This is a genomic window from Prochlorococcus sp. MIT2304 (assembly GCF_059772405.1).
In genome coordinates this window covers 391,104-406,090 of sequence record NZ_CM186286.1, presented here as the reverse complement: position 1 = coordinate 406,090, position 14,987 = coordinate 391,104, and the positions used below count along the sequence as shown (strand labels likewise).

Below are 14,987 nucleotides of genomic sequence, written 5' to 3'. Positions count from 1 at the left end.
ATAAAAATGCAACCATCTAACAAAACAATTCTAGAAAGAAGCATCGGCAGACCAGCCATGATGGCATTCGTTCTACTAACAGGTATCTACTTAACAACCGGTCAACTTATCCCAGGAGTTGTTTGATGAAAAACAAAACTACAGAAACACCAAGAGTAGAAGAAGGCAAAGTAATTGCTGAAAGACTCAACGGCTACGCAGCATTTGTTGGATGCTGGGCACTCATCGGTGCATATCTAACAACTGGTCAAATTATCCCAGGTGTCGTGTAATGACTACTCCAAACAACAACACCAGCAGAAAAATTGATCCTGAAAAGGTAACTGCTGAAAGACTGAACGGCTATGCTGCATTATTTGGATGCATTGCTCTAGTCGGTGCTTATGCAACAACAGGTCAAATCATTCCTGGTTTTGTGTAATGGAAAACAATTATTGGAAAACAGCTGAAATAATGAATGGTCGACTTGCAATGATGGGTCTTCTTGCAGCTGTTATTAATTACGGTTTCACTGGCTGGATAGTTCCAGGTTTTATTTAGTCACACTCCTCATACAATGTCTCTAAGTTATTGGCTTCGCGCTGAAGTTGACGATCTATTAAACGAAGATACTTTCTTCGATAGCTCAGATTATTCCAGTCTTTTGGAAGACACTGATTGGGCTTAGACAACAGTTTTTTTGGCAATGCAAAGTACATTATTTCATTGTCAACTTTGCAAGGTTATTTTGTCAGATTCTGTTTATAGAAGAAAAGGTTTAATCCTTTGTAAACAATGTTTTAAAAAACTAAAACAAGAAGATTAAACTTAATTATTCTTGAACTTCTAATCCTGAGAGATTATGTTTAATTAATTATAAATTAGATTATAAAGCTAGGATTCCTTAAAAAAACACTTATCAACAAGGTCTATCAACTATCAAACGGTTTGGGTGTATCTAATTAACTAATCAAACATCAATTAAGAAATTTTGTCTCTGGTCAGCTTCTATAGTGAGAAGGTGAATTGCCTTTTCTAGCTCTTCTTCTGTCTGGAAACCTAGCACTTCTGCTGGTTCGAGTCCAAGTGAGCTGAAATCTGGTTCAATTCCGAAAGGTTCAATATTTTCTAAGCTTCCAACAATGTCTTCAAGCTCTTCTAATTCAGTCATAATATTTTTTTAAATAATGAGTGGTATTCACGATAAATTTATTAAACTTCAAGCTTGAAACCTTTATCTAAAAGTTGTTGATATGTGAGCCTCGCTTGGAATGCGAGAATTTCAATAGGTTCTTTATCGTCTCTTTGCATAATGAAATAGTGATTGTCATCACCTTTTCTTGCAAAAATTACTATTTCAGATCCTCTTACTAATCTCCAATTTTCTAGAGCTTTATGTTCAGATAATGGTCCTAAATCCCAAGGAGCCTTTTCTGGATACTTCTCTCTTTTTACCCTTGGCATTTACTAAAAGTTTGTATTTCTTTAAGCCTACACTTATGATCTTCAACGTCAAGAATTATTTATTAATCAGGAAAAGGCAGTTAATGAATATCCCTCGTCAAATAACCTTTGGTATGTAAACCTGGCTTCATACTCATTGATAGCCTTTCTGATACCATCATTCTTCTGGATGTAGATATATTTATCGTTTATACGACTCCTCGTAAACGTATAAACGATGTCAGCTCTTGAAAGTATCCATTCAATTGATCTTAAGTTGTTTTGATCGATATCTAAATCCCAGGGGACATGTTCAGGGTATTTTTCCAATATTGTCATATCCATAGAATATTCTATTTAAAAATATGTAATAAAAGCTATGGCAACATGAGAATAAATACTGTATTTGCTTCAAATATCATTCTCTTATATTTATAGTATTTTCTGTAAAAACATATTTATAGAATGTTGATGTTAGCAACTGATTTTTTATAATCAATCAAATTAATCTATAATAGCCCATAAAAAAAGTCCATCCATAGCACACTTGTTTTATATTTAATAATTGATTTCTATATAGAAATATATAAAAGATAGATATTTTTAATTATTTTATTCATTTTCTTTAATTATTTATTCGCCATATTTAATAATGCAAAGCCATTGACATTTTTGATTCCTTAAGAAAAGAGGTTAAAGAAGCGACTTGACATGACATTCTCCTATTGATAAGTGTATGAGGTTACTTGGACTGGATAAAAATTGTTTTTCAAGCTGGTGGGCAAAATTACCAGAGGGTTCAACTATGGTGGTTCAACCAAAAATTGAAGGTTTAGCAATAGGTCTTAGATACAAATACGGTCAATTAGTAGATGCTTTTTCTCGAGATGAAAATGAAATTATTGAGAATATCAGAACTATCAAGGCTATTCCATTGAATATTGATGACACGTTAAAGGTTGAAGTTGAGTTGGAGGGAGTTTTATATTCTCAATTTTGTAATTCTAAATTTTCATTTGAGAAACTGTTATCAAACTCAACTTCAGAAAAATCTATTAATTCCTCATTGTCTTTTTTGGCATTTCAAATATTTAGATCTAATAGAGATGAATTGTCAGATTTGACACAACTTCAAAATTGGGGTTTTGAAGTACCTATAACCTTAAGAACGCATGATCCAAGGCAAGTCAAAATATGGCATTCTCAATGGTTAAGAAATGAATTGTTTTCTAATTTTCCTACTAATGGAATAGTCGCCAAATGCAATTCTTCTTTAACCAAAAATATTTTAGGTGTTAGCCAATACTCGCCCAATTGGGCTTTGGCCTTAACACGATAATTCTTTGATTGTTTTATCTATCAATTTAATTGTGGATGTCATTGATTTTGATTTATAGCTTATTTTCATTTGTTCTTTTCAGGATTGCTAGATAAGCTGAATGAAAATATCCTGCTTTCTTACACCCGGCAATACCAATTATGACCTTTACCGACAAGCAACTGCTTGATGCAATAAAGGCAAATATCGATGTAAAAAATTGTTTTAATAAGATTTCTGACGCATGTAAGGAATTACAAACGAAGACTGGCTGCCCAGATGATGATATTGATCGTTTTCTTGAGTTTGCAATTGGTAAGTGGGACAATTCAGATTGAAACTTTTAAATTTATATGTCTTGGAATTATTTGACGTGTTCTCTATTTTGATATTCATCTATTAACCTTTGCAGAATAAGATCATTCATGTTTTGTCTTTGTAAATGTGACATGATGACTTCTTACCTTGAACTGCTTGAATAGATCTTATTGATTACTTCTTTTGAATTTTCCAAGGAAAGATTTGATACAGATTATTTCTAGGACTTTTACCTTTTTGTTTTACTATAATTGCTATTGAGTTAATTCCTCTATCCAGGCAAGCCTCAAGCTGAAATAGGTCTATCAAGGAAACATCTGAGACATTGAGTCTGTTAAAGCTGAACAGAAGATGAATGATGAAAACAAGGAAGTTTTATCAGTGATGATATGTAATGGTGCTGTTTTTGAACCAAAGATTAAGACGATAATCCAATAAAGCGTTGGAATTATTCCCAATACTTTTAATTTCAGAGAGGATTAAATTGTCAGCTTCTAAATGTCTTATTTTGATTAAACGGACCGAATAATTGTTCTCATGGAAAGCTAGATGTAATAATTTCTTGTGATACTAGGAATTTAATAGAGTTCCAATTAATCCCGCAAATGCTGAAAGGATGAATACAGATACGATACAAATCGCAAGGATTTTAGACAGATTCATTTTTTGTTGTAATAAGTAATTATATTCTGATTCATCTCTTGGCAAATATTCAAATATAAACCTTTATATACCGAACGAACTAATTTTTGAGAAATTATTTTTGGCTCGTACCTACCTTTATGAATTTTTAGATTTTTCGTTATTTATAAAATAATCTTGCTATTGCTAGCGATTGAGCGTTTTTGAATAGATAAATGATCCATCGAATCATTTATTTTTCAGCTTTCCAAACCGGTCATTTCCTATAAATCAATCCCTTTAAGCATGAACAATTTTCAATATAACCTTGAATTCCTGAGTTTAATCTAGATACTTCTCTTCCCATAACTTTTAGCTTTAATGTCTAGGACTAATGTAAATATTGTAAGTTTGTTAATTGTAAGTTATTATTATAAGTACAGCCATTTATTTATCATGCTCACTGGTAAGGATTTATTAGCCAAGGTCAAAGACTTGGGAGATGTCTCAAAATCTGATCTTGTAAAAGCTTGTGGATATGTTTCCACAAAGAAAGGAGGCGGAGAGCGTCTTAACTACACTGCCTTTTATGAAGCACTTCTAGAAGCTAAAGGTGTAAACCTAGCAGCTGAAAGTGCTGGTGGTATTGGTAAAGGTGGAAGAAAGCTTAGTTATGTGGCTACCGTCCAAGGAAATGGAAACCTCTTGATAGGAAAGGCCTATACAGCTCTTTTAGATCTCAAACCAGGAGATAATTTTGAGATTAAGATGGGACGAAAAGGTTTCCGTTTGGTTCCAGAAGGGGAAGGTTAATTCCCGAAAAACTGAATTAATCTATTTAGATTTAGCCGAGATGCATATGTGCAACTCGGCTTTTTTATTGCTTAATTTCTCTTAATAAATAGGTCTGATTATTAATCTATATTTTATTTTCCGACTAAGATCTTTACTCTCTTATTCATAGCGTTTTCTGTTTTTCCGCAACTGGATTATTCGTTTTTTCTTGAGAGTTCTTTTTTTTTTTGTCAAATTTGTATTTTCTCCTAAAAAAAAGTATTACATATACCTTTTTGATTTTTCAAAATTTAAGTTTTTCATGATTTTCGCTCATGCTTGTTTTAAGTATATTTGATTTGCCATTTGTCGATTCTCTGCTTTATAAAATCTCTGTTTTTAATTCTTGATCATCCTTTGTGTTTGTGATAGATGCTTGTCTGGCATTCTTTTTTCTAGCCATTCCGCTTTTATTTGATAAGGTATATACTCTTTTTTTCTCTTGTCTGTTATTAATTATATTCACAGACCAATATCTTTGTTCGTTATCCTTAAAACCTGTTATCGATAGTAGATTCTTGTTTGATCCGCTCTATGAAGAAATTGTTACTAATACTTCGGAATTAATTTTTTATATCGTTGAGCACGTTTTTTTTGAGCTTGTTCTACCTTTGTCTATTTTTGTTGGTGTAATGCTTACTCTGTTTGTGGATTGGAGTTGGATACCTATTTCAAGTATTGATCGTGAAAGGGGTCATAGTCTTGAGCAAGTTAAAAAAGATCTCCTTGAATAAGATATCGTTTCATTATTTTTTTTTGTAACCTTACTTGTTTATTAGCCATCAATCTAATTATGTAAATAACTTAAAATCATTTTATATTTTTAGCTTTTGCTTGAATTCCAAAATATATAGACAACGCAATTAAAAGAACAACTAGTAATGAACTGCTATTCCCAAGTATTTCTATAAGCATATTAAACTTAAATGTATAATGTATTATTTTTACATATTAAAACCCATCCTAGGTATAGGGAATATCTTATTATCAAATGATGTTACAAACTTAATATCAAGATGACATTCATGTAAAAAAATACACTTATCCTTTAACAAAATGCATGGCAAATGCGTTATTTAATTAAGTATATTTGACGCAATTATTGAATATTCGTGGTTTACATACCACATATTGGTTAATGTAGGCTTTTATGTTGATTCTCAGAAATTAAATAACTTCTATGAATTGCGTAAATATAAAATTTAAATCTTTTGTAAACAATAAAATGTTTACTCTGGTCGTATGAAATTTTCAATAAAATTGTAGATTTTCATTTACTGGCTTCCAAACCTTACCTTTTACTGTAAGTGTTAATCTTCTACCCCATAAAAGAAATGGGAATAAAAAATTCGTCCTTTTGTTTGATTTGAAAATAATCCGAAGTATTTCTAGAAGAGAATCGCTGGGTTCTTTAATTTGAGAGCAAATCCAATTTATAGCATCAGCACCATGCAAGATCTTTTCATTATTTCTAAGAATGGCTCCTTTATTTAAATCGTAGCCTTGACTATAGAGTTCAGATAGGAGTGGAAGGTTTTTTCTTCCATCTAATATTTCGAATTCATGAAGATTGCTTTTTAATTCAAGTAATTGTGCAAAGTGATTGCAGAAAGGACATTCACCATCATAAATAAATAAAGTTTTTTCTGACATAACTATTAAATATTATAGATATTGTACATACACTTTGTTTGAAAACGTGTCAAATTATTCAAAAAAAGGAAGTAAAATTTTAAATTTTTACAAAATATGATCTAATAAAAGATATTTCTATTACTAAAAATATTTTATTTATATGGTTATTAGCGTTAAAAGAGATAAAAAATTATATCATGGCAATACTTTTCAAGATTGGCTTTAAAATCAATCTGTAAATATATTGATCTGTACTAAGAAATAATTTTAATTGATAATTTTTAGTTTATTATGCGTATGATTTTATAGTATCAGTTTTTGAAAACACTGCTCTTTACATTCTTTTCTTGGATCTGAGGTCTTAATAAAGACATAGGAAGTGCTGTTACTATTGCAAAAGATAGAACAAGAATCAAATCCGTTGTGAAGTGGTTTATACCAAACTCAGAGTGGGCAAGAGCTAAGTTCTGTAATGACATTTTTTTTAATAAAATACTCACTAATTATATTTTAGTTTGTATATATATATATATTATGTAGTAAAAATTATTGCTCAAAGACATTACTTGTAACTTATATTTAGTAAGTATATATTCAGTCATGCGTATATAACCTTTTGAATATGCTTTTGTTCAAAACCTCACTTGCATAAAAAATTCATTAGTATTTCAAAGTAATTTGTAGGTACTTAATTGTGCATGAGGAAATTATGTTAAAAATAGTTGCCTATGTTCGTTATTCAAACGCTTCAATAATGCTTGATTGGAATATCTTTCTAGGTGCGCTTATATTTTTTATACTTTGTGGGATCCTGATATTTCAAAATCAGATTTGGGAGGAGGAAGACTACTCTAGAAACAAAAAATGGTACAAATGGAAAACTTCTGCCATTAAGACAAACAAAGGTGATTTGTCCAGAATTTATCCAACAGCAAAAAATAAAAATTAAAGTTACTTTTATTGTCTTAACAGTCATTACTTACTTGAATATTTAATTACTAGTGCCTTTTGGGATTAACATAATTATTGCTTGTCGACGTTAAAGCAGATAAAAAGGAAAAATAGATTGTTTTTCTCTTTTGCCTGATATGAATGAAATCAAATGCCCTGAATGCGGTAGTAAGATTTGCATTGACGAAGATAAATATTCAAATATAACTAAGCAGGTAAGAGATAAGCAGTTTGAAGAGGAGCTGAGCAAAAGACTTGAACTACTTGAAAAGGATAAACAGAACTCCGTTGAGCTAGCCATTCAAGATATTCGATTGAAAATGCAAGAAGCAGCTTTTGTCAATGAACAAAAATTGCATGCTCTTGAGTCTCAGTTGACTGCTGCTGAGACTGAAAAGCATATAACTGTGAACAAACTTAAGCATTCCTTCGCAAAAGAGAGAGACACACTTTCTTATTTATTGGAAAAAACAAAAGAAAAGAACGAATATGATAAAAAACTTGCGGTTTCGAATGCAATTACAAAATTAAAAGAAGGTTATGAACAAATTAAAAATAATTTAGACAAAGTTGAACTACAAAAAGAGTTGTCAGAAAAATCTATAAAAATGAAATATGAGATTCAGCTAAAAGAACGTGATGATGTGATTCAGAGACTTCGAGATTTGAAAATTAAATTGTCTACAAAAATGGTCGGGGAGTCATTGGAAAAACATTGTGAAAATGAGTTTAATAGATTACGGTCAACAGCCTTCCCTAATTCTTATTTTGAAAAAGATAATGATACTAGTTTCGGTAGTAAAGGTGATTATATTTTTCGAGATTTTGATAATGAAGGAAACGAAATAGTCTCTATTATGTTTGAAATGAAAAATGAATCTGATAATACTTCTTACAAGAAGAAAAATGAGGACTTCCTTAAAGAGCTAAATAAAGATCGCCTTGAAAAAAATTGTGAATACGCTGTATTAGTTTCTCTATTAGAGTCAGATAATGACTTGTTTAATTCTGGAATTGTTGATTTTTCATATCGATTTCCCAAGATGTATGTTGTCAGACCTCAATGCTTTTTATCTATTATTTCGTTATTAAGAAACGCTTCCCTTAAGGCACTTCAGTACAAATCCGAATTAGCAGCTATAAAAGAACAGAATATTGATATTACCAATTTTGAAAATAGCCTTGAGACATTCAAGGCTGCTTTTGGTAAAAACTATGCACTAGCTTCAAAACGTTTTGAGTCTGCAATTATGGAGATTGATAAATCTATTAATCATTTGCAAAAAACCAAAGATGCCTTACTTGGTGCTGATAGAAATCTGAGGTTGGCTAACGATAAAGCGCAAGAAGTTTCTGTTAAAAGGTTGACTAGAAATAATCCCACAATGCGTGATAAATTTCACTTAATAAGAAACTCTAAGGCAGCATAAAATGTTTAAAAACAATAATATTAGAAATTAATGAGTGGATGGCTATATTTAATTAGAAATAAAGATATTTATAAGATTGGAATAACTAAAAATTTTAGCAATAGGATGCGACAACTTAAGCCTGATAATGTAATTGTTAAATTGTATACAAGTGATTATATAAAATTAGAAAAAGAGTTACACAATCGCTATAAGGAGTACAGGATTCCTCAAACGGAATATTTTCGTTTGGAAAAATCACATCTTAGAGAGATAAAAAAAAGAATTTCTAAACTTGATTACAGAATGATTGTTAATGTAATGATTTTCATAAGATCATTGTTAATTTTATCTATTATATTTTTTCTCAATTTCTTACTTCTATCTTTAAATATTAATGATCCAAAAATAATAATCATAAATTCATTTTTATTTAGCGAGAAAATTACATTACTCTTTTCAATTTTTTCATTGATCATTCCTTCAGGTAAAAATTTTATATTTTTAAATGAATTAAAATACAGATCTATAAGATCTATTGTATATTTATTTTTTGCAATCTTTATTCGAATAACTTATCTACAGTTAACTTGAAAGATTAATATATTATAATGTTAAGTATTTACTTAAAAAATTAAACATTATATTTAATCTTCCCACATGTCATTACTTGGTTTCTCATCCTGCTGTTGTTTTAACAGACCAAGTCTTCTTTTGAATTCGATCTCTTCTTGACTTTGTAATTCTATCGGACGATTTTTACTGAATTTATGTTTTACTTCCAGAATCTTTGTACTTAAGTCCTCTGAAAAATGATCTTTAATTTCATCCCAAACCTCTTTTTCTTCTGCATTACCTACAGTTCCTTTTACTTGATCGATGATGATTTCCGTCACAAATTTCCTTAAATCGCTTTCAGTCATTGAATCAACCTTGCTTGATATATAAATATCTTTGAGATTATCTAACTCAGTTTTACTTAGATCCTTATAAGTTAATTCTTCCATTGTTAGTTGTTATTAGAGGAAACTATTTTTATACCAAATTATTTTCTATAAACTTGAACAAGTATAAATTAATTTTGCATTCCTTTTTGCTTCGCTTTCAATATTAGCAATAACTGTCTCTTCGTGTAAGTTGCCAAGATCATTAATCATGAAATCTATTAATCTCTTTTTATTTATACTATACTCTATCTTATTTGTGTTCAATGTTTAACATTTTATTTATCTAAAATCTTGAAAGCTTAACTTTGAATGATTTTACTTATTATCTCTATCAATTAGATTATTCAAAATTGCTTCAATCAATATTGCAGTAAAGAAGAGACTTAAAGAGGGAATAAATACTGGGTACCATAGCTTTTGAAATAAACTATATAAATATGGGTTACCATTAACACTTATCAAAAAACTTATCGCCAGGAATATAGAACCTATTATCAATACATAAAGATTGTAGATTAATATATTATCTAAAGCTTTCTTCCATTTGCTTTCATTTTCTTTTTCCATATTATTCTTTATTATATGATATGTTAAGTTCTTTTTAAAAAATTAAGAGGCACCTCTGAATGAGTATAAATCAATTCCATTTGACTTAAGGTAAAAAGCCCCTCCGATAGCAACAATATTAAGACACAAAACAATAATCCATAACTTCATGGTTAAATTTAAGAATCAATAATTTTAATTTATATTTATGTATAAGGGCTTTTGATATCTATTCATAAATTTTATCTTTTGATAAATAAAATTTGTTTCAACTCAATGCGTCAAGATCTCTCCTGTAATGTTTTGAGCAACTGAAGTCTACGTTATTTGACTTCCAGTCTGTGTCTTCTAACAGATCCGAATAATTATTATTGTTTGAAGGAAATTTCTTTTCTAATCTCCAACCAGCTTCGTTTAAGAAATCTACGTAGTCTTTAGTGAAAATGCTCCCATTAATATTTGTTGGAACAAATTTATGTCTTTTGTCTTCAACGTTGCTTTCCTTTGTTTGTAATTTCATCCGTTAAAATCGAATATAAAAGTTCTAATGTAAAATTTACGAAGCTGTAGTGTACCCCTTGTAGTGTTTCCCCCTCGCATCCACAAATATATTAGTACCGTTTATGTTGTTTTTACTAGAACGTCCTTCAATTGAACTCTAACTCTGTCCAATTGCTCTTTACTTCCAAGAAATATCATAATCATACCTGCTGTGATTGAAAACTTGTCTATCGGATTACCAGTTAATTTTCCAGATACTTTAGTTGCTAGAAGTAAAGCCTCTCCTTGTTTTGAGAAATTAAAAAGTTTATTTGTTTTGCTTGTAAAATTGTTAATTACATCTATATTTTCTGTAACTTTGAATTCTTCTATTTCGCAATCTGAACCTGCTAGTAAATCTATAAAGTCTACAGCGATAGGTCTTAATGCAGAGGCGGCCATGGTCCTTCCTGCTGCTACATATGGACTTACTACTGCATTAGCACCTGCTAGTTTTAATTTATTTGCTGCTTCTTCGTTGGCAGCTCTCGCGATTAATCGACAGTTATCATTAAGTGCTTTTGCACTTAGTACAACATATAAATTAGCTGCATCACTTGGAAGAGTAACAACTAAACTTCGACAATTTTTGATTCCAGCAAGTAAAAGTGATTCGTCCATAGTAGCGTCAGCTAATAAGACATTGAAACCTTTATCCTCCGCCTGGCTCTTGCTTGTAGGGTCGACTTCTATTATTAAAGTTGATATTTTTTCAGCCTCTAATTGATCAGCGATTTCTTTGCCTGTTCGCCCATACCCGCAAATGATTACATGATTCTTCATCCTTCTAATAAACCTCTTTAGTCTAATCTCCTTTAACTTTATAAAATAGCCTATTTCAGACAATTGTATAAACCTTTGCAGTGTTAATTGAATTACAAATAGTCCTCCTCCGATTATTAAAAAAGTTATTATCCGGCCAGCAGAACTTAAAACTTCAACCTCACCAAAACCTATTGTAGTAACTGTTATCAGTACCATCCATAGACAATCCCCCCAATCCCATCCTTCTGTAATTCGATAACCCAATGCTCCAAATAAAAATAAAAATGTGAGTAATATTATTGGCCCCGCCCATAACTTAAAATAGTTTTTAAATTTATTTGAGTTGATAAGATTCAAATTAATCCATAAGTCTTATTTTTAATTCTATAGTGACGAATGAATAAAATATTTATTCGTTTTTATTTCTATACGTTAAGTCGACTTTCTTGATTAATCATTAGTTTCTATATTTATCGATTGTATGATTAAACTAGTACAGATTGTAATTATCAAATATGGATGATCTTACATCGGAAGACAAAAAAGAATTATGTAAGGATGCTTTCCAAGACATATCAGCAATTTTAGCCAACTTGCGCGATCAAGGTTTATCTGATATGGAAATTTTTGAATTTGGTAAGTCATTAATAGATCATTTTGATCCGATCAAGATGGAAAATTTAAAAAAAGATTCCGATTATCAAGACGCATTGTTCAGAGAAGCTAATGATTTGTAGTTTACTTCTAAATTATTCTTTATGAATAAATAATATATTTATAATTTATTCATTCTTTTTCTTTTTTTCCTCTATGGGAGTTTGGCTTTTATATTTTAGATATTTTCACACTTAATTATCACTCATCAAAAATTCAATTCTTGTATTTTTCAATATGATTAATTATTTTTTTGCATTGCTCAATTGAAAGTGATGATAGAGGTGAGGATGCTGGGATTTCTAGAAGAGCACAGGATGCAATTATCTCAGAAGAATCAATGCTTAAGGCCTCTGCGAGTTCCTTTACTCTCAACTTAGCCACATTAAAATTTACGTTTTTATGATCCTATAACGATTTATGTTTTTATTTCTTTTTTTTATTGCTAAGTCTATGGGAATTAGATTTGTAATTGATTAAATGAATGTTGATAAGGATTTGAAATCAACCCTCCATAATGTTGTTTCATATGTTGTGCGGCGAATAGAGTCTGAATCTGATACCAATATCAGAAAATGTCTATTTCAAGAATACAGAGAGTGGCTAGGAACTTCCATTGATGTTTGGGTTTTGGCTTTGCCTAATGATTGGGGAAAGTCTGACTAGGGTTTTATTAGTTTTCTTTAAAAAAAGGAGGAAGTCGATATTTTTTATTTTTATCTGGATTCATTAAAGTTTTTTAGTGCACACGAATAGCCTGACTCTTTAATGTCTTTATTTTCATCAATGATTGCTTTAAGTGCACAATCGCAATAATTTGTTATTGCGAGTTTTGATATGTTTTTAGTTGCTGGATTACTTAAAGCGCTTGAAATACAGTCATCCATTTGACTCTCCGGATATGAGTATGCTGGATTAATGTTAAAAAGAACTATAATTGATATTATTATGAAACCTTTCATATTTATATAACATTTTTTTAACTATACATCTTGCAGTGATTTATTTTGAACTCGGTATTAAATATTTAATTTTTGTAGTTATTTTTTTTCATACTGTCCAGAATTGATCTATGTTAAAATAATAATATCAAATGCATTCTATTTTCTTAAATGTCATTAGAACAAATAAGAAAATTCTTGAAGGAAATGCAGAATGACGACTCACTAAAAGAGGAAGTCCTGTCTTCCTCTACCGCAGATGATGTTGCCATTATTGCATTAAGAAAGGGTTATGAATTTTCTGGTGATGAATTGCTAAGATTTTCTGGTAAAAAGGTTGGAAGAATTACAGTACAAAAAAATGATGTGCCAGGAGAATATAACTAAAAATCTATTTTCTTTTTCTTAGCTCTTTAACTATACCATCCCATTTTTTACCAGCTCTAATATAATAATCTCTTCTTTGCCTGTTAATTAAATAATTAAAAATACTGATAATTAATAAAAGTATAATTAATATTAAAATAATAAAATACATTTTTACTTAATTGTTCTTTCTCATTTATTATATAGATTTTTATATATTGTGTATAGCTTTCAGCTAACTTTTATTATGAATTAAGTTACGATACTCATTTTAGCAATAATATCTTCCATTTTTAATCATTTTCATCTATTATGTAATCTACTTCTTACTAAATTCATGGATATTACATTTATAGCTATAGCTATTTTTTTATTTGCTGCAATCGCATTTCTTACCCTTTTTTTGTTTAAAAGTATTAATAAAAAATCTTTTAGAGCGAAAGATGGTTCTGTTTTTGATAACCAGTCAGATTTAGATCTCTATCAGAGGTTATATGAAAAGACAAATTCTTTATTTAACCTTGATGCCGAAAATGGATCTACTCAGCAAATATTAGGCTTTGAGAAATCATTCATATCTAAACTAACAAAAGAAGGTTTTCCAGATTTACAAACCCTAATTAAATATCGTAAACAAATCAAGTCATTATCCGATTTAGTTAATACTTAGACTGTTTTTTTTATAAGGTTTTAGTATACTATTATCAAAAAAGTATTTTATAAGTCACAATGAGTAAAGCTGAGTACACTGAAGAACAGTTATCAGAAATGAGAGAAGACGCTTTTGTAAACATCAAAGAAGCCTGCATGAGACTTCAAGAAAGAACAAAGTGTGGAAACGATGTTGTTATAAAGATGTTAAACGAAGTATCACAATTTTATATTATGCAGGATGATAAAATTGACTAATACAATACTAAACTCTTTATGGCTGTTCTCTTATTTCGTATTCTTTTAAAGGTTTAGGATTAATAAAGATAGTACTTGTATCTTTAGATAAACTTATGTCCTCAACTGATCCATCGACTTTTATTAGATTATTTAATATTCCCGTAAAAGTGATATCTCCACCTGTTGTGCTAGCTAAAATTAATTTTGGGTTAAATAGCTTTAGTAATTGAGGTAATACAGTTTTACCTTTAATGAATTTACCTGCAATAGGTAAAGAAAAATCTAATACTGGTGTTATTACTAAATCTATATTTCTTGGTTTTATTTTTTTATCAAGAAAGCCATGTGGCTCAATGTAAATTGAATCTTCGCCTGAATCAATGATGTAACCATTCTCAATATTTGGCACTGAGGCTCCAGAAGTGGCAAGTATATTTAATTGTCCATCTTTAAAGTTTTCTCCGGGCCTTAGAGTATTTATTTTGGTAAAACCCACTTGGCGAACAACATTGCTTGCAGCCTGAGAGGCAACTACTGGAATACTTTTGTTTATTTTATGAAGTGTTGGAGGATGTGCGTGATCTGGTTGGCCTTGTGTTAGTAATAAATAATCAATATCTTTGGGAATATCAATTTGTTTCGATAATTTACCTTTTATTAGCCAGTCTCCAGGGGGGAAAGTCAGATCTCCATTCAACCAAGGATCTATCAAAATTCTTGTTTGATCCAATTCAATAACCCAACCATTCGCTCCGTAATAAGTTGCTGATATAGCCATTTTTTTTTATTATTAATATAACCATTTTTATTGAATATTGTGATTTTAATG

At 30.1% G+C, this 14,987-nt stretch carries 29 protein-coding genes; 16 read left to right on the top strand and 13 right to left on the bottom strand.

Going from position 1 to position 14,987, the window contains the following annotated elements; all coding sequences use genetic code 11:
* Positions 1-6 precede the first annotated feature (6 nt).
* From AC6EIY_RS02220 to AC6EIY_RS02205, 4 genes are read left to right on the top strand one after another with little or no spacing between them, the layout of a single operon-like run.
* The gene (locus AC6EIY_RS02220; protein ID WP_011294968.1) at positions 7-126 is read left to right on the top strand and encodes a high light inducible protein; all 120 of its coding nucleotides are present in this window, start codon (positions 7-9) and stop codon (positions 124-126) included.
* Positions 126-272, top strand: coding sequence for a high light inducible protein (locus tag AC6EIY_RS02215; protein ID WP_498507351.1), 147 nt, complete (start codon positions 126-128; stop codon positions 270-272). The genes AC6EIY_RS02220 and AC6EIY_RS02215 overlap by 1 nt, the downstream gene beginning before the upstream one ends.
* The gene (locus tag AC6EIY_RS02210) at positions 272-421 is read left to right on the top strand and encodes a high light inducible protein (RefSeq protein WP_498507350.1); all 150 of its coding nucleotides are present in this window, start codon (positions 272-274) and stop codon (positions 419-421) included. Before AC6EIY_RS02215 ends, AC6EIY_RS02210 begins: the two co-directional genes overlap by 1 nt.
* A complete protein-coding gene (locus AC6EIY_RS02205) occupies positions 421-540 on the top strand; it encodes a high light inducible protein (protein ID WP_498507349.1) in 120 nt (39 codons plus the stop codon). Before AC6EIY_RS02210 ends, AC6EIY_RS02205 begins: the two co-directional genes overlap by 1 nt.
* A 409-nt stretch (positions 541-949) precedes the next feature.
* Here AC6EIY_RS02205 and AC6EIY_RS02200 read toward each other — a convergent pair whose 3' ends face one another.
* From AC6EIY_RS02200 to AC6EIY_RS02190, 3 genes are all read right to left on the bottom strand, one after another.
* On the bottom strand, positions 950-1,150 hold the full coding sequence (locus tag AC6EIY_RS02200; RefSeq protein ID WP_498507348.1) for a hypothetical protein: 201 nt from the start codon (positions 1,148-1,150) through the stop codon (positions 950-952).
* Positions 1,151-1,191: 41 nt separating this feature from the next.
* Positions 1,192-1,443 carry a hypothetical protein gene (locus tag AC6EIY_RS02195; RefSeq protein WP_413390594.1) on the bottom strand — a complete coding sequence of 84 codons (252 nt, stop codon included), beginning with the start codon at positions 1,441-1,443 and terminating at the stop codon, positions 1,192-1,194.
* A 66-nt stretch (positions 1,444-1,509) separates the two neighbouring features.
* Positions 1,510-1,761 (bottom strand): hypothetical protein, encoded by a 252-nt coding sequence (locus AC6EIY_RS02190; protein WP_498507346.1) that lies wholly within the window; start codon positions 1,759-1,761, stop codon positions 1,510-1,512.
* Between the two features lie 397 nt (positions 1,762-2,158).
* On the opposite strand from AC6EIY_RS02190, the gene AC6EIY_RS02185 reads away from it, so the two are divergent.
* The 3 genes from AC6EIY_RS02185 to AC6EIY_RS02175 all read left to right on the top strand — a co-directional run bounded on the left by AC6EIY_RS02185 (position 2,159) and on the right by AC6EIY_RS02175 (position 4,492).
* The gene (locus tag AC6EIY_RS02185) at positions 2,159-2,761 is read left to right on the top strand and encodes an NAD-dependent DNA ligase (protein WP_498507345.1); all 603 of its coding nucleotides are present in this window, start codon (positions 2,159-2,161) and stop codon (positions 2,759-2,761) included.
* A 140-nt stretch (positions 2,762-2,901) separates the two neighbouring features.
* A complete protein-coding gene (locus tag AC6EIY_RS02180) occupies positions 2,902-3,078 on the top strand; it encodes a hypothetical protein (RefSeq protein WP_498507344.1) in 177 nt (58 codons plus the stop codon).
* A gap of 1,057 nt (positions 3,079-4,135) precedes the next feature.
* Positions 4,136-4,492 (top strand): AbrB family transcriptional regulator, encoded by a 357-nt coding sequence (locus tag AC6EIY_RS02175; RefSeq protein WP_011293945.1) that lies wholly within the window; start codon positions 4,136-4,138, stop codon positions 4,490-4,492.
* Positions 4,493-4,835: 343 nt separating this feature from the next.
* Here AC6EIY_RS02175 and AC6EIY_RS02170 read toward each other — a convergent pair whose 3' ends face one another.
* A complete protein-coding gene (locus AC6EIY_RS02170) occupies positions 4,836-4,979 on the bottom strand; it encodes a hypothetical protein (RefSeq protein WP_498507342.1) in 144 nt (47 codons plus the stop codon).
* Positions 4,980-5,031: 52 nt separating this feature from the next.
* Between AC6EIY_RS02170 and AC6EIY_RS02165 the strand changes: the two genes are divergently transcribed.
* Positions 5,032-5,247 carry a hypothetical protein gene (locus AC6EIY_RS02165; RefSeq protein WP_498507341.1) on the top strand — a complete coding sequence of 72 codons (216 nt, stop codon included), beginning with the start codon at positions 5,032-5,034 and terminating at the stop codon, positions 5,245-5,247.
* Positions 5,248-5,764: 517 nt separating this feature from the next.
* Here AC6EIY_RS02165 and AC6EIY_RS02160 read toward each other — a convergent pair.
* The gene (locus AC6EIY_RS02160; RefSeq protein ID WP_498507339.1) at positions 5,765-6,166 is read right to left on the bottom strand and encodes a DCC1-like thiol-disulfide oxidoreductase family protein; all 402 of its coding nucleotides are present in this window, start codon (positions 6,164-6,166) and stop codon (positions 5,765-5,767) included.
* Between the two features lie 293 nt (positions 6,167-6,459).
* Positions 6,460-6,627 (bottom strand): hypothetical protein, encoded by a 168-nt coding sequence (locus tag AC6EIY_RS02155; RefSeq protein WP_498507338.1) that lies wholly within the window; start codon positions 6,625-6,627, stop codon positions 6,460-6,462.
* Between the two features lie 215 nt (positions 6,628-6,842).
* Between AC6EIY_RS02155 and AC6EIY_RS02150 the strand changes: the two genes are divergently transcribed.
* The 3 genes from AC6EIY_RS02150 to AC6EIY_RS02140 all read left to right on the top strand — a co-directional run bounded on the left by AC6EIY_RS02150 (position 6,843) and on the right by AC6EIY_RS02140 (position 9,102).
* Positions 6,843-7,097, top strand: coding sequence for a hypothetical protein (locus AC6EIY_RS02150; protein ID WP_498507337.1), 255 nt, complete (start codon positions 6,843-6,845; stop codon positions 7,095-7,097).
* A 139-nt stretch (positions 7,098-7,236) separates the two neighbouring features.
* Entirely contained in the window at positions 7,237-8,529 is a 1,293-nt protein-coding gene (locus AC6EIY_RS02145) for a DUF2130 domain-containing protein (RefSeq protein WP_498507336.1), read from the top strand.
* A 30-nt stretch (positions 8,530-8,559) separates the two neighbouring features.
* Complete coding sequence (locus AC6EIY_RS02140) at positions 8,560-9,102, top strand: GIY-YIG nuclease family protein (protein ID WP_498507335.1); 543 nt, start codon at positions 8,560-8,562, stop codon at positions 9,100-9,102.
* A gap of 53 nt (positions 9,103-9,155) precedes the next feature.
* Here the strand turns inward: AC6EIY_RS02140 and AC6EIY_RS02135 are convergent, their stop codons facing one another.
* From AC6EIY_RS02135 to AC6EIY_RS02120, 4 genes are all read right to left on the bottom strand, one after another.
* Positions 9,156-9,515 (bottom strand): DUF7326 family protein, encoded by a 360-nt coding sequence (locus tag AC6EIY_RS02135; protein ID WP_498507334.1) that lies wholly within the window; start codon positions 9,513-9,515, stop codon positions 9,156-9,158.
* A 255-nt stretch (positions 9,516-9,770) separates the two neighbouring features.
* Positions 9,771-10,022 (bottom strand): DUF8620 family protein, encoded by a 252-nt coding sequence (locus AC6EIY_RS02130; RefSeq protein ID WP_498507332.1) that lies wholly within the window; start codon positions 10,020-10,022, stop codon positions 9,771-9,773.
* 247 nt (positions 10,023-10,269) lie between these two features.
* Positions 10,270-10,521 carry a hypothetical protein gene (locus AC6EIY_RS02125; RefSeq protein WP_498507331.1) on the bottom strand — a complete coding sequence of 84 codons (252 nt, stop codon included), beginning with the start codon at positions 10,519-10,521 and terminating at the stop codon, positions 10,270-10,272.
* 101 nt (positions 10,522-10,622) lie between these two features.
* Positions 10,623-11,663: a potassium channel family protein gene (locus tag AC6EIY_RS02120; protein ID WP_498507330.1), complete on the bottom strand. Its 1,041-nt coding sequence runs from the start codon at positions 11,661-11,663 to the stop codon at positions 10,623-10,625.
* Positions 11,664-11,821: 158 nt separating this feature from the next.
* Here AC6EIY_RS02120 and AC6EIY_RS02115 point away from each other — a divergent pair, with 158 nt between their 5' ends.
* On the top strand, positions 11,822-12,043 hold the full coding sequence (locus tag AC6EIY_RS02115) for a hypothetical protein (RefSeq protein WP_498507328.1): 222 nt from the start codon (positions 11,822-11,824) through the stop codon (positions 12,041-12,043).
* Between the two features lie 133 nt (positions 12,044-12,176).
* Here the strand turns inward: AC6EIY_RS02115 and AC6EIY_RS02110 are convergent, their stop codons facing one another.
* Entirely contained in the window at positions 12,177-12,344 is a 168-nt protein-coding gene (locus AC6EIY_RS02110; RefSeq protein WP_498507327.1) for a translation initiation factor IF-2 N-terminal domain-containing protein, read from the bottom strand.
* A gap of 96 nt (positions 12,345-12,440) precedes the next feature.
* Here AC6EIY_RS02110 and AC6EIY_RS02105 point away from each other — a divergent pair, with 96 nt between their 5' ends.
* A complete protein-coding gene (locus tag AC6EIY_RS02105; RefSeq protein WP_498507326.1) occupies positions 12,441-12,626 on the top strand; it encodes a hypothetical protein in 186 nt (61 codons plus the stop codon).
* 50 nt (positions 12,627-12,676) lie between these two features.
* Here the strand turns inward: AC6EIY_RS02105 and AC6EIY_RS02100 are convergent, their stop codons facing one another.
* A complete protein-coding gene (locus AC6EIY_RS02100; RefSeq protein ID WP_498507324.1) occupies positions 12,677-12,922 on the bottom strand; it encodes a hypothetical protein in 246 nt (81 codons plus the stop codon).
* 150 nt (positions 12,923-13,072) lie between these two features.
* On the opposite strand from AC6EIY_RS02100, the gene AC6EIY_RS02095 reads away from it, so the two are divergent.
* The 3 genes from AC6EIY_RS02095 to AC6EIY_RS02085 all read left to right on the top strand — a co-directional run bounded on the left by AC6EIY_RS02095 (position 13,073) and on the right by AC6EIY_RS02085 (position 14,176).
* On the top strand, positions 13,073-13,288 hold the full coding sequence (locus tag AC6EIY_RS02095; RefSeq protein ID WP_498507323.1) for a Nif11-like leader peptide family natural product precursor: 216 nt from the start codon (positions 13,073-13,075) through the stop codon (positions 13,286-13,288).
* Between the two features lie 316 nt (positions 13,289-13,604).
* The gene (locus AC6EIY_RS02090) at positions 13,605-13,937 is read left to right on the top strand and encodes a hypothetical protein (RefSeq protein ID WP_498507322.1); all 333 of its coding nucleotides are present in this window, start codon (positions 13,605-13,607) and stop codon (positions 13,935-13,937) included.
* A gap of 59 nt (positions 13,938-13,996) precedes the next feature.
* Entirely contained in the window at positions 13,997-14,176 is a 180-nt protein-coding gene (locus AC6EIY_RS02085; protein WP_498507321.1) for a hypothetical protein, read from the top strand.
* 16 nt (positions 14,177-14,192) lie between these two features.
* On the opposite strand, the gene AC6EIY_RS02080 is transcribed toward AC6EIY_RS02085, so the two are convergent.
* The gene (locus AC6EIY_RS02080) at positions 14,193-14,936 is read right to left on the bottom strand and encodes an MBL fold metallo-hydrolase (protein WP_498507320.1); all 744 of its coding nucleotides are present in this window, start codon (positions 14,934-14,936) and stop codon (positions 14,193-14,195) included.
* Between the last annotated feature and the right edge of the window lie 51 nt (positions 14,937-14,987).